Origin of the sequence: Ligilactobacillus sp. MP3 (assembly GCF_024436335.1) — a bacterium.
Taxonomy (GTDB): domain Bacteria; phylum Bacillota; class Bacilli; order Lactobacillales; family Lactobacillaceae; genus Ligilactobacillus; species Ligilactobacillus salivarius.
Genome location: NZ_JANFQI010000002.1, coordinates 248322 through 262448, shown reverse-complemented (window position 1 = coordinate 262448; position 14127 = coordinate 248322). Strand labels below are relative to the sequence as shown.

Below are 14127 nucleotides of genomic sequence, written 5' to 3'. Positions count from 1 at the left end.
TTTATATATCGCTTTCATTATATCATATTATAAAAGCATAAAAAAACTACCACAAATGTAATGTGGTAGTAAATCGAGTAATTATTAATTTAATAATTCTTTTACGGTTGCATTGACTAACTTTCCGTCAGCCTTTCCTTTGAGTTTTGGCATTACTGCTCCCATGACTTTACCAAAATCAGCTTTGGACGTTGCTCCAACTTGGTCAATCGTTTCTTGAACAATGGTCTTCACTTCATCTTCACTAAGTTGCTCTGGTAAATAGCTTTCAACAACCTTTATTTCATTCTTAAGATTTTGAACAGCTTCATCACGGCCAGCATTCTTAAATTCTTCAAGAGAATCCTTACGTTGCTTTAACTCTCGAGATAACACAGCTATTTCTTCATCTGAAGATAAGTCATGTCCAACCTCAATTTGCTCGTTCACAACTGCAGCTTTTAACATACGGATAGTGCCAAGTTTGACCTTATCTTTTGCTTTCATAGCTGCAATCATATCTTTTTGCAATGACTCTAATAAGCTCACTACATCAAGCCTCCTAAATTAGAAACGACGCTTGTTTTTACGTTTACGAGCTGCTTCGGATTTCTTCTTACGCTTTACACTTGGCTTCTCGTAGAATTCGCGTTTCCGATATTCTTGCAAAGTACCTGTTTTTGAAACGGAACGTTTGAAGCGACGAAGAGCGTCATCAAGAGATTCGTTTTTACGAACGACTGTTTTTGACATGTGTGTTTCCCTCCCTCCGAGCTTAAATGTAACCGTCTTAAATAGCAAAAGTACATATTTCAACAGTTCTTTTCTATTGTAACTAATGCTTTATCTAGTGTCAATAATATATCAATAAATAATTTGTAATTTCTTGACATATTATTCCTTACTTAGCTAATAATACATTAATTCTTCATTCCATATGGAAATAATATCTATTTAAATGTATAATTAATTACATGTAAAACGCTTTTATAGGAGTGATAATATGTCTGATTCTATTACTAATATTTTTGTTATCTCTGATTCAGTTGGCGAAACTGGTCTTAGTTTAATTACTGCAGGTACCGTTCAATTTCCTAATAGTAAATTTAACATTCGCCGTTTTCCACTAACAAAAACTATTTCCTTACTTCAAGGTATTTTGAATAAGGCAAAAAGAGAAAATGCCATTATTTTACATACTTTTGTTAATCCTGAATTATCTGACTATGTTAATAATTTTGGTAAAGAAAATAACTTGCATGTTATTGATGCTCTAACTGGTGTGGTCCAAACTTTAGCCGAGATAACTGGAGAAAAACCTTTAAATACAGCTGGATTAAAGCACAAACTCAATCCAGACTATTTCAAGCGTATTGAAGCTCTTGAATTTGCAGTTACCTATGATGATGGTAAAGATCCATCTGGTTTCCTTAAAGCAGATATTGTACTTTTAGGTGTTTCCAGAACATCTAAAACACCTTTATCACTATATCTTGCTAATCAAGGATATAAGGTTGCCAATCTTCCATTAGTTCCTAAAACTCAAATTCCTAAAGAAATTTATCAAGTTGATAAAAAACGTATCTTCGGTTTGACTAATGATCCTGAAGTTTTAAACAATATTAGACGTCAACGCATGATTTCTTATGGTCTAGATCCAGATACTGTTTATTCAAATATGGATAATATTAATCAAGAATTAGAATTTGCAACTAATCTATATAAAGAATTAGGATGCTTACAAATTAATGTAGCAACTAAGTCTATTGAAGAAACAGCAACCCTTATTATTGAAAGTCTTGATAGTGAAGATTAAGCAATCTAAAGCATAATCCCGATGTATTATCGATATTATGCTTTTTTTGTATATCAAAAAGAACCTTGTAATTTTTGATTTCCAATAATTACAAGGTTCTTCCTTACTTATCTTTCTTATTCACTCTTACTGTCATAACTGCATTAAACATATCTACCACACCAATAATAAGAATTAAAATCGTTAATAAAAGATATTTTCTTTCAAAAATAAAAAGATTAAAAAATGATAATATAAAACAAAAGATAGATACCCAAAAGTTAAATTGTTTAATTAAATCTTTAAACATCGCTACCTCCTATTCCTTCTTCTATTTTTTAAAATTGCATAATTCAACGTAAAAATTCCAAAAACTGCCCAAAATATTGCAGTTATAAAAGCTTCAAAAACTCCTACAAATAAACAGAAAAAGGCACATACGAACGAAATTATTGCAACCCAAAATGTTCCTTCTTCAAATAGACTCTTTCTATTCATAAATTAACATCCCTTCTAATATAAATAGAATAACTTATATGTTATTGAATTTACCATTTTTAAATATAGATTTTGTTTACTTCTTTCACTGAGATATTTATTTCTTTTCCAATTTGGAAAATTTGTATCAATATAACTTTTTATTTCAGATAATAATTCTCTTTTTAATTTCCTATCTTTTTGCTTTAAAACTTTTCTAATCAATACATTTCCCAGTAAATTCCTAGTAAATCTATATTCCATCTCATCTTTATAACATGTTACTTTATGTACCCGATAATATTTAATTATATCATTGTATATCCAAAAAATATCTCTAATTCTTGTAGATTCATTATAAGAAATCGAATTACTTCTTTGTACATAATGAACTCCTATATGATCATCTACAGCTATTTCCTCTATATTTTGTAAATTAGCAACCATCTTGAAAAAGAAGTCCTGATCCTCATATAATCGTCCAACTGGAAATTTAAAATCCAATGTATCTAGCCATGACTTTTTATAAATTTTATTCCAAGCCACTACTCTACCTTTTACTAAGTATTCATTTAATGAATTATATTTTTTCACTACATCTTTTACTTTTTTATCTGGGAATTCCCAAAGAAAATTACTTTCAATAATTTTCTTTCGACCATTTTCCGATAAATTATACATTCTCTCAAACATTTGACTTTCAACGTAATCATCGGAGTCAATAAAAGTAATATACTCTCCTGATGCATACTGTAAACCAAAGTTTCTTGCATCAGACAACCCACCATTTTCTTTAGTAACTAATAATACATTAGAATAATTTTCTTTATAATCTTCAGCAATTTTATGAGAATTATCAGTACTTCCATCATCTACTAAAATAATTTCTATATCTTCTAGTGTTTGATTCACTAAGCTATCTAAGGATCTTTTTAAATATTTTTCTACATTATAAATTGGCACAATTATACTAATTTTCGTCATTTTTTCTCCTTATAACTTTTTTAATTCTTCTAGAAATCGCCCAAAATATTCTGAACACTAAATTTACATATCTCCCTAATTTTTCACCAAATATAGCATTATTCTTCCTAATTATTTCAATATGTTTTAAATTAGTTTTAGACTGCCATGATGCACTATAATGGTGGATGCTATGCGTATTATCAGTTGTAGCTATCTTTCCTGTCAAAAAATTCATTGGTGAAAAATATTCCATTGGATAAATTGAAATACCGTTATCCAACTTTTGAAATTCATTTTTCTTCTTGAACCCTTTTTTTAAAAAATAGTTTGTCGCATATATTGGAATAGAAATCAAATTAAGACTCCCATCCTCATTAATAAACTTTATTTTATCGTATTCATGAAGTAGGTTACCGATATCATTATTATTTTTTTCAGCTCCAAATGCTAAACCTGGATTGATAAAATATCCATTCTCATTACTTTCAATACCCATAAATATTTTATTTTCCAATAAATCGTCAAAGTTCTTAATAACTTCCACATCTGTATCTAAATATATTCCACCATATTTGTATACTACATCATATCCGACATAATCAGACACAAAACCCCACTTACCTTTTTCGAAAGCTTGTTTCATATACTCATTTTTTGTATAATCATAATTACTTTCATTCCAACATTTTATTTCGTAATCAGGACATTTTTCTTTCCATGTATCAATATAATCTTGAAGTTCTTTGGGCAGAGGATTTCCGCCAAACCAACAATAGTGAATAACTTTAGGTATCATTGATCTATCACCCCTAATTCTGTAATAGCTTTCTTTATATAGAATCCCGATCGAAGTTTATGAGCTATCTTTATAGTATTGGATTTAATCTCTTGATATTCTTCTCTAGTCATTTTATCTAAAATTGGTTTAATTTGTGATAAATTATCAACTACTATACCCAACTTATTTCTATCAACAAATTCAGCTAATGCTGCCTCTCGCCATATAATGATAGGCATACCTGAACTTAAATATAAAGAAGTTTTATGCGGATTATTATATTTAAGATATTCACCATATACACCACTACATTCTTTACTGCTGTCTCCATCCCATATCAAGCCAAAATTTTGAGTTAGCAATTCTTTAGCTAATTCATCAGGTGGTAATGATCCTCTATATTCAATATGTTTACTTATTAAAGCTGGAGAAAAGTTAGGCCCAAATAATGTCAATTTAAAATCTGGCTCATATTCTTTTAGAAATGCAGCTTTATTCAAATTGCCTGCATAACAAACACTTTTATCAAAAATATTATTTTCTTGTAGAGGAATATTATTATCATAATCAAAAATTTCTAAATCAACAATTGGTACCTCTACTCCATTATTTCTTAGCCAATCAATCATTTTTTTGTTATGAGCAATTACACCATCAGACATATTTAACAAATCCAGCTCAAAATTGTTTCCACCATTTTTAAATCGTAATGACTCTAAATCATGGATTAAGATGTATACCTTTTGAGAATTTTTCTTTAAATTCCTCATTATCGCCTTATTAGTACGCTCATTAAGTGCTGGATATTGAAAAATAGCATTCTCATATCTTCCTTTTAATCTAAAGGGTATATCAAATAAACTCTGTCTATAACTAACTAACTCTGCACGTCTTCCACCATAAAAATAGAAGTCTTGTATCTTAAAATCATAAATTTTTAAAAAATTTTCAACGTCTATCTTTGCCTTGGGGCCAGCTTCGTTTTGACTCTTATTATACATAGAAACAATTATGTTATTCATACATAACCTACCTCAATCTTAATATCTACTAAAAAGAGTAGGAAATGGAAACCATCCCTACTCCTCTTTTTTACATACTTGGTTCATAAAATCTTCCTAATATATGTACATTTTCAGCAATGCTGACAAATGCCTTAGGATCTGACTCACGCATGGCTTCTTTTAAGTCAAACATTTCATAACGAGAAATTACAGTTAATAATACTGTCTTTCTATCATGCTGATATGCCCCCTCAGCATCATGAATAATTGTAATTCCTCTTCTCATATGATGTTGAATAGTCTTAACTACAAGATCTGGTTTATTAGTAACTATCATCACTTGCATTTTTTGTTGACGAGTATAAACCATATCCATTACTTGAGCATTAATAAAAATTCCCAAAGCTGAATAAAAGGCATGTGGCCAACCAAAAACGAAACCAGCAGCTATAATTATAAACATATTAAAAACCAAGTTTACTGTACCAACTGATTTCCCAGTACGTTTACGCACAGTTAAACTAATAATATCTAATCCACCAGTTGAAATACCATTTTTTAATGCTAATCCTGTTCCAAAGCCATTAATAGCAGCACCAAAAATTGCACAAATAATGGGATCATTGGTCAAAGTAACTGGCTGAATAACTTTCATCATAATACTAGAAAAAACAACTGCCAAAATTGTAAAAATTGTAAATTTATGGCTAATTTGGAACCATGCTAATATAAACAAAGGTAAGTTCAATACAAATAACATTAGAGCTGTCGACAAATGAATTCCACTTGAAGCAGTTAATGTAGAAATCAACTGAGCTAACCCCGTAATACCTGAAGAATAAATCTTACCAGGATCCCAAAAGAAATTTAATGCAATTGATACCAAAATACCATAAATAAAAGCCATTGATGCTTTTGCAAAATACTGGTGTCTCTTCCACACCTTTTGCAACTCATCCATAATCTATAATTCCTCTCTTTTTATTAATTCCAATGCTGATTACGAAATTGTTCCCTACCGCCCATTTCTTCTAAAGCATATCTTTCCGGATTTTTCTTGTAGAAATCCTGATGATATTCTTCTGCCTCATAGAAGGGTTTAGCATTTTCAATTTGTGTTACGATTGGCTTATCAAATTCTCCACTTTCAGCTAAGGCTTTCTTTGATTCTTCAGCAATTTTACGTTGTTCTTCATCATGAACAAAAATTACAGGGCGATAACTATCCCCTCTATCTTGAAATTGCCCCATTGCATCAGTCGGATCTGTTTGGCGCCAATAGATATTCACTAATTCTGCATAGGAAATGATTTCAGGATCAAAAACTATTTTTACAGCTTCTGTATGACCTGTTGTATGAGAACATACTTGCTCATAAGTTGGATTTTCAACAAAGCCCCCTGTATATCCTGAACGAACACTAATAATCCCCGGCATCTTATCAAACGGCTCTACCATACACCAGAAACATCCACCTGCAAAAATAGCAGTATCTTTACTCATATAAGTCACCTCGTTCATTAAACTCATTAGATTGATTATATCATGTTTTCTAATATTATTTTATCCTTTTTTGCCCTTCTTGACAGATTTCCAATAATGGACAAGTTTCACATTTAGGGGCTCTCGCCATACATTGATAGCGTCCCCAGAAAATCATTCGATGATGAGATTTTATCCAATCTTCTTTAGGAACCTTTGACATTAATATTCTTTCAGTCTCCCTAACTGTAGCATCTTCTGGAACTATTGCTAAACGCTTAGAAATTCTATATACATGTGTATCAACTGCAAAAGCAGGAACACCAAATCTCTCAGCTAATACAACATCCGCCGTCTTTCTTCCAACACCAGATAAGGACATCAACTCCTTATGTGTTTTTGGCACAACAGAATTAAAATTCTCCACTAGCATTTTTGAGCATTCTACTAAATATTTAGCTTTATTTTTATAAAGACCGATAGTCTTGATATATTCAGCAACTTCTTTTGGATCAGCATTAGCCATATCTATCGGATATTTGTATCTTTCAAATAATGCTGGTGTGACTCTATTTACTGCTTTATCTGTAGTTTGTGCACTCAAAATAACAGCTAATAAAAAGTGATAATCACTATCAGCTATTAATGAAGTTGTCGCATTCGGAAACATTTTCCCCATTTCTTGTAGTGCATATTGTGTTGCTTTACTATCTAACATGTAATCTCACCCGCTTAATCCAACCACTTTGTCAATGGTATTTTAGGTTTGTTCTCTTTATTTCTATTATTGTTACTTATTGTATTGATGTTTTCTTTCTTTTTTTCTCTGGCTTTCTTTAAATTTTCTACATCTACCTTAGATCTAATTCCTTGTTTTTCCCAACTGAGTAAAATCCTGTCAATATATTTTAAATTATATGCCTGACTTAAAACAGCTTCCCTTAAAGCAAGTAATATTAGGTCTGTTTTATATTTATCTTCTTCTATCCAATCATTTATCATTTCTAATTCTATTGGAGATAAATCCCTACCAAATTCTACTTGGAAAGCATTAAATATTTTTTGTCTATCTTTTTCTGCCGATACATTTAATAGTTCTTTTTTTTCTTCATCTATCAATGAATCTAGTTTTTGGTATAAGAAATCAAAACTATAACTGTCAGTTTTTTGTCCTTGTTGATTTACAATTGTTTCAATCTTCAGTATTTTTTTCTCTATTAAATTGTGTAATTGTGTATATACATCATTAACAGATATTTGCAAACTTTTAGCTATATTTTCTAGTTCAGGAAATGTTTCCCCTTTTTGAAGATAACTATTAAGTTGTAAGTACAAAATAAATTCCGTATCAGTCATTCCTAATTTCTTATAGTTTTTCAATACCAGGTTTGAAATTACCGTATTTCCTTGACGTAGAAACTCTCTTAATGTACTGTCCAATTTTTTATCACCCGTTTCTTAATTCACTACCTTGATTTAAACATATATTACTATTAAAAAGCAATTTAAAAAGGCCGATGAAAATTCATCAGACCTCTTCAAAATAAATTTATGGATAAATCCTATTCAATAATCTTGGGAATGGAATTGCTTCACGAATATGATCTTCACCTGTAATCCAAGTTACAGCACGTTCTAATCCTAAACCAAAACCAGAATGTGGAACACTACCATATCTACGCAAGTCTAAATACCATTCATAATCCTTTACATCTAGGCCAGCTTTAATAATTTGTTCTTCCAAATATTTTGGATCTGTAGCACGTTCAGATCCACCAATGATTTCACCATATCCTTCAGGTGCTAACATATCAGCACAAATTACTACATCATCACGAGTTGGATGTGGTTTCATGTAGAATGGCTTAATGGCTTTTGGATAGTTCATAACAAAAACTGGTTTACTAAAATGTTCAGCTAAATATGTTTCTTCAGGAGAACCGAAATCTTCTCCCCATTTTACATCTGGGAATTTACCAGATTGTTGCAATAATTCAATTGCTTCATCATAAGAAATACGTGGGTATGGTAATTCCGTATATCTCTTAAGAACTTCTGTATCTCTACCTAGGATTTGTAGAGGATATTGACAGTTATCTAAAACGCTTTGTACTAAATATGCAACATAACGTTCTTGAATTTCTAGACTTTCTTCTTGATGCATGAATGCCATTTCAGGTTCAATCATCCAAAATTCAATCAAATGGCGACGTGTCTTAGATTTTTCAGCACGGAAAGTAGGACCAAATGAAAATACTTTTCCATAAGCCATTGCTCCAGCTTCTTCATATAACTGTCCAGATTGTGATAGATATGCATCTCTGTCAAAATATTCTGTATGGAACAATTCAGTTGTTCCCTCTGGTGCACTACCAGTCAAAATAGGTGCATCTAATTTAATGAAACCTTCTTTGTTGAAGAATTCATAAGTTGCACGAATCATTTCATTACGAATTTGCATAATAGCAAATTGTTTCTTAGAACGTAGCCATAAATGGCGATGGTCCATCAAAAAGTCTGTACCATGTTCTTTGGGTGTAATAGGATATTCATTACTTTCACCAACAACTTCTATTTCTTCAATTTCGATTTCATATCCGAAATGTGAACGTTTATCTTCATGAATGACACCTGTAACATACAAACTAGTCTCTTGCTTTACTTCCTTAGCAAGAGCAAATGTTTCCTCACTAACAGCATTTTTCACAACTACTCCTTGGAAATATGCTGATCCATCACGTAATTGTAAAAAAGCAATTTTCCCACTGGAACGTTTATTAGTAAGCCATACACCTATTTTTACTTTTTCGTTAACATGGTGTTTAGCATCAATAATACTAATCGTCTTCACTAATATAACCTCCTATTTTCTTTCTTCAACAAACATTTTAATACGTTTTACCGCTTCTTCAAGATTATCTAAACTTGCAGCATAACTTATTCTAATATAATCAGACATTCCAAATGCAACTCCTGGAACCACAGCAACATGTGCTTTTTCTAATAAAAATTCCGCAAATTCAGAGACATTACTACAACCTACCAACTTTGCCGCTTCAGCAACATTAGGAAATAGATAGAAAGCTCCTTGAGGCTTTGAATCAAATACAAATCCCGGAATTTCTTTAAGTTCCTCATAGATTTTATTTAATCTTTCTTCATAAGCCTCTCGCATAGTTGACACACTACTTTGATCACCATTTAAAGCTTCTAGAGCTGCATATTGACTAACTGCTGTCAAATTACTTGTGGAGTGTCCAGCTACTGCAGCAATCTTTTTAATAAATTCTGCATCAGCTACCGCATATCCAACTCTCCAGCCTGTCATCGCATAAGATTTAGATAATCCACTTACTAAAATTGTCTGTTTTCTAATATCATCGTTTAAATCCATTAATGATACGAACCGAGTACCATTATAAACCAACTTTCCATACATGTCATCACAAATTATAACTATGTCATTCTTTACAGCCCAATTTCCAATTTCTTCTAATTCTTCTTTTGTATATACTAAACCCGATGGATTTTGTGGTGAATTTAAAATCATCGCTACTGTTTTGTCTGTTCTAGCACTTTCTAAATCTGATGCTGTTACTTTTAGTCCCTTACTTGGTTTAACAAATACAGGTTTTCCATCCGATAATTTAATTTGCTCACCATAACTTACCCAGTATGGGAGTGGAATAATCACTTCATCTCCCTGATTTAGCAAGCACTGTGCTATAGCATATAAAGCAAATTTTCCACCAGTTGTAACGGCAACATTATCACTCGTAAAGTTAGTGTTGTAATCTTTGTTAGTAACCTCTGCTACTTTTTCCCTCAATTCCTTTATACCTAATACAGGAGTATATGAATCTGCTTTTCCATCATTAATTGCAACAATAGCAGCATCTCTTATATTCTTAGGTGTTTGAAAATCAGGTTCTCCTACCGTTAAATTAATTACATCAATTCCTTCAGCACGCATTGCATTAGCTCTAGTTGATAGTGCAAGCGTTGCAGATGGTTGTATATTTTTAGCTCTTTGTGAAATTTGCATAGATAACTGCCTCCAAATTATATGTTTTGAATGGATTTTATGATCTTTCCAGTTTTAAAACTTATCAAGTCATAACAAATATTATTTTGATTATTCAAATATGTCACTTCCCAAGCAGGTTTGTTATTTACCAATCCTAAGGAAGTTTTTGTTATCTTTTTAGGATTTCTTTCTACCCTAACGATATTCTTAGCTTTATTTACAGAAATTCCTTTATTTTGTGCATATATATTTACTTTTTTGCCATTTTGAGAAGCAATAACATATACCTCTTGACCACGCGCATTTGTTCCGTAAATAGTGTAATAAGTCTGTTTTCTATTAAATACATAAAAGTCTTCAACTTTTCTTACGTTACCATATTTCTTAGCCACCAAATAAGCTTCTTTTTTTGCTTGAGCTTGCGGGCTTTGAGCTTTTGCGTAACCTAAAATTATTAAAAGAACAATAATAATAATTGTACTCCAAAAATAAAATTTCTTATTTATCTTTGAATCATGTTTTCTTCTCAATTTTCTCACCAAAATTTCTATTTGATTCTATACTATTAAATCATTAGTATCTGAGCAATATTATACAATAAAAAAAGCAAACTTTAAAATTCAAAATTAATAAAATATGTGTAAAAAGCTCATATTTTCCCTTTATTCACCAAAAAATAAAGTAATTTCTTTTAGTAAATCATCAATTTTCAAACTTTTAAGATTAACTCCATCTGGAAACGAACTAATAAATTTTTCCCCATAGTTTTTATTGGCAATTCTTGAATCAAGTAATACAAATATTCCTTTATCTTTAGGCGTTCTTATTAATCTTCCCCACCCTTGTTGCAATCTTAAAATTGCCTCTGGTAAAGCTAAATTATAAAATGAATTAATCCCTTTCTTCTCTAATTTTCTATACCTAGCTTTATTAAGGACAGTATCTGGGGACTGGAACGGCAATCGTGTGACTATTACCATCTCTAAATTATTTTCAGGTAAATCAATACCTTCCCAAAAAGCGCCTGCTCCTAATAAAATTTTTCCTTCTCCTAGCATAAATCTCTTTTTAATTTTTTCTACACTACCAGTTATACCTTGCGCTAAAATCTCACGTTTACTTCCAATTTTCTTAACTAACTTAGGATAAACTGATTCAATTATTTCTAATGAATTAAATAATATCATTGTCTGTCTATTATTATTCAGCAATATTTTCTCTAAATCACGAGATAAATACTCTATGTATTCTTTTTTTGAAATCGACGTTATATCCGGAGTATCTTTTAAAATATAGGCTCTAGTTTGTTTGCTATAATCAAAAATATTATCGTATTTCTTAATCTTAACCTGACCATTAAGATCTAATTGTCTAAACATGTAACCCCTAGTTTCTTTCATAGCTAGATTTGCACCTACCAGCAAAACTGTAGAAAATTTTTGATATACCTTATTATTTAAGAAGTTCTCACCATCTAACATGATAAAATTCAAACGTAAATGTCCATTTTCTTGTTTATATGGATATGTCAACCAGATAAACTCTGTTTCCAATTCATCTTCCAATCTATTTAAATCTAGATATGACCAACTTTTCATTTCGCTTAATAAAAGATTAAGTAACTTTTGATAATCATTTATTAACTGAATTTCATCCAATCCTAATCTCCCAGTAACAATGGCCATGCTATACTTTTGAGAGAATTTATTTTGAAGCCTTTTTAAATTTCTTAAAGCTTTCTCAATTTTTTTGAATATAAATAAATTTGCCTTAATCATTCCTCTAAGATTCAAAGGTTTTATCGGAACTTCAACATATACATCTGATGCTTTGTTCATATTTGAATTAAGATAAGTCATAAAAATTTCTCTTAGATTCATTATTTCATAGTCTATAGTTTGAATTGGTCTTATTAACTCAGTATATTGTGCTTTAGTAATAAAATTTATCTCTACCAAGTCTCTAAATGAAAAAGATAATTGTGATTCCATTTTTACTAGTAATGAATCAGAAATTATTTTTATTTGATCAAAATCTATTGTTTTTCTGTTTTCTTTAAGCAAATTATCGTTCAGGTGCTGTGCTTCATCAACTATTAATACTGTGTCATTTCCACCTAATTTATCAACATGACTTAATAAATAAGCATGATTTGTAATAATTATATTCGCATGTCTTCTCAAAATTTCTTGCCGCTTTAAAAAGTCTACTGAATAAAATGTACTTTTTTTATTCAGTCCTCTTATCCCATGATGCTCTATTTGTGCAAAAATTGTATCTTGCATACTCAATAAGTTAAGTTCTTCCATATCGCCAGTTGAAGTTTCCATAAGCCAAACTAATAAAGTCATCTGTATTTGAGTAGCCTTTTTTGACTGAGGAATAGATAAACTTTGGTAGAATTTATCTATATCAATATAATGCTGGCTTCCCTTTAAATTCACAATATTCAAATTAAAAGGAATAACTTCTTTTAACATTGATATATCCTTATCTATTAACTGATTTTGTAAAGTTGTAGTAGCAGTACTTATTACAACTCTTTCTTCAGTAGCTTTATATGCAATAGGCATTAGATAGCCTAATGTTTTACCAATCCCAGTTGCAGCATCATATACATATTTTTTTGATATTTTTTCATTCAAGTCATTATTAATATCATCCATCATTTTTATTTGACTAGAACGCCATTCCAAGACTTCAGAAAAAAGATTTTGCTTTTCATCCTTTGTTTCAGGATATTCTTGTTTTGATATTTTTTCGTCTATGAGTTTAGGCCTTTTTAAGACAATATCTTCTACAACCATTAAATCATTAGGTAACTTCTCTTCTCTATCCTTTTTATTAAGGTATACTTCATTAAAAAATTCACCTGTCTGAGCAATTAAAGAATCGCCCATCTTAGCTAACCTTTGCAATAGAATTAAGGGAAAATTTTCAATTCTCTTTTTTAAATTAATTAATAATTCAGCTGTTGCTTTAGTATCACTATCCGCTTTATGAGGATGTATATGAGAAAGTTGTAGATACTTACTAATATCTATTAACCTATATGAGACTAATGTTGGATAAATTATTTGTGTCAGTTGAACTGTATCCATCATTGGTAATTCCAATTCTGGGTACCCAGCTCTTTCCAATTCAGAACTCAAAAAACTATAATCAAAGTTCACGTTATGCGCTACAAAAGTTGTATTCTGCAACATCGCATAAATTGTTCCTGCAACTTCATCGAAATATGGCGCGTACCGTACATCTTTATCTTTTATTCCTGTAAGTTTCTTTACTTCAACTGGAATAGGCATTCCTGGATTTATTAAGGTAGAAAAATGATTTACAATTTTATTTGATTGTACAAAATCACAGCTAAATTGAATTATTTTATCGCTACCATCTTGTTTAGGACCTGTAGTTTCTAAATCAACCACTGCATATATTCTTTCTTTTATCATTAATCTCACCTTCATTGCTAAAAATTCTCAATCAACTTAATCTTAGCATAATTTCCTATTACCAGTATACATACTTTACTGTTCCAAGTACTTTTTACAGATACCTACTCCCTATTTCTTTATCTAAATTTAAAAATATTCTTTTAAAAATCCCTAGCTATATTATT

At 30.6% G+C, this 14127-nt stretch carries 16 protein-coding genes; 1 reads left to right on the top strand and 15 read right to left on the bottom strand.

Annotated features, from left to right (window positions below):
* Positions 1-84: 84 nt before the first annotated feature.
* Positions 85-528 carry a GatB/YqeY domain-containing protein gene (locus tag NOU10_RS02930; RefSeq protein ID WP_003706153.1) on the bottom strand — a complete coding sequence of 148 codons (444 nt, stop codon included), beginning with the start codon at positions 526-528 and terminating at the stop codon, positions 85-87.
* An 18-nt stretch (positions 529-546) separates the two neighbouring features.
* Positions 547-732, bottom strand: a complete 186-nt coding sequence (gene rpsU, locus NOU10_RS02925) for a 30S ribosomal protein S21 (RefSeq protein WP_003694124.1) — start codon at positions 730-732, stop codon at positions 547-549.
* A 250-nt stretch (positions 733-982) separates the two neighbouring features.
* Here rpsU and NOU10_RS02920 point away from each other — a divergent pair, with 250 nt between their 5' ends.
* Positions 983-1795, top strand: a complete 813-nt coding sequence (locus tag NOU10_RS02920; protein ID WP_081534125.1) for a pyruvate, water dikinase regulatory protein — start codon at positions 983-985, stop codon at positions 1793-1795.
* Positions 1796-1898: 103 nt separating this feature from the next.
* Here NOU10_RS02920 and NOU10_RS02915 read toward each other — a convergent pair whose 3' ends face one another.
* From NOU10_RS02915 to NOU10_RS02855, 13 genes are all read right to left on the bottom strand, one after another.
* A complete protein-coding gene (locus NOU10_RS02915; protein WP_003703786.1) occupies positions 1899-2084 on the bottom strand; it encodes a hypothetical protein in 186 nt (61 codons plus the stop codon).
* A 2-nt stretch (positions 2085-2086) separates the two neighbouring features.
* Complete coding sequence (locus NOU10_RS02910; RefSeq protein WP_003700086.1) at positions 2087-2272, bottom strand: hypothetical protein; 186 nt, start codon at positions 2270-2272, stop codon at positions 2087-2089.
* 15 nt (positions 2273-2287) lie between these two features.
* Entirely contained in the window at positions 2288-3235 is a 948-nt protein-coding gene (locus tag NOU10_RS02905; RefSeq protein WP_255905939.1) for a glycosyltransferase, read from the bottom strand.
* Complete coding sequence (locus tag NOU10_RS02900; protein WP_003700084.1) at positions 3222-4013, bottom strand: glycosyltransferase family 32 protein; 792 nt, start codon at positions 4011-4013, stop codon at positions 3222-3224. The genes NOU10_RS02905 and NOU10_RS02900 overlap by 14 nt, the downstream gene beginning before the upstream one ends.
* Positions 4010-5017, bottom strand: a complete 1008-nt coding sequence (locus NOU10_RS02895; protein WP_255820499.1) for a sugar transferase — start codon at positions 5015-5017, stop codon at positions 4010-4012. The genes NOU10_RS02900 and NOU10_RS02895 overlap by 4 nt, the downstream gene beginning before the upstream one ends.
* A 70-nt stretch (positions 5018-5087) precedes the next feature.
* Positions 5088-5960 (bottom strand): YitT family protein, encoded by an 873-nt coding sequence (locus NOU10_RS02890; protein WP_003710005.1) that lies wholly within the window; start codon positions 5958-5960, stop codon positions 5088-5090.
* A 23-nt stretch (positions 5961-5983) separates the two neighbouring features.
* Positions 5984-6502, bottom strand: coding sequence for a peptide-methionine (S)-S-oxide reductase MsrA (gene msrA / locus NOU10_RS02885; RefSeq protein WP_003703770.1), 519 nt, complete (start codon positions 6500-6502; stop codon positions 5984-5986).
* 55 nt (positions 6503-6557) lie between these two features.
* On the bottom strand, positions 6558-7199 hold the full coding sequence (nth, locus tag NOU10_RS02880; protein ID WP_255905938.1) for an endonuclease III: 642 nt from the start codon (positions 7197-7199) through the stop codon (positions 6558-6560).
* A gap of 14 nt (positions 7200-7213) precedes the next feature.
* Entirely contained in the window at positions 7214-7921 is a 708-nt protein-coding gene (locus NOU10_RS02875) for a DnaD domain protein (RefSeq protein ID WP_160993570.1), read from the bottom strand.
* A gap of 109 nt (positions 7922-8030) precedes the next feature.
* Complete coding sequence (gene asnS, locus NOU10_RS02870) at positions 8031-9332, bottom strand: asparagine--tRNA ligase (RefSeq protein WP_003700078.1); 1302 nt, start codon at positions 9330-9332, stop codon at positions 8031-8033.
* A gap of 12 nt (positions 9333-9344) precedes the next feature.
* Positions 9345-10526, bottom strand: coding sequence for a pyridoxal phosphate-dependent aminotransferase (locus NOU10_RS02865; protein WP_160944508.1), 1182 nt, complete (start codon positions 10524-10526; stop codon positions 9345-9347).
* Between the two features lie 17 nt (positions 10527-10543).
* Complete coding sequence (locus NOU10_RS02860) at positions 10544-11047, bottom strand: DUF5590 domain-containing protein (protein WP_255905937.1); 504 nt, start codon at positions 11045-11047, stop codon at positions 10544-10546.
* A 123-nt stretch (positions 11048-11170) separates the two neighbouring features.
* Positions 11171-13960, bottom strand: coding sequence for a helicase C-terminal domain-containing protein (locus NOU10_RS02855; RefSeq protein ID WP_255905936.1), 2790 nt, complete (start codon positions 13958-13960; stop codon positions 11171-11173).
* Between the last annotated feature and the right edge of the window lie 167 nt (positions 13961-14127).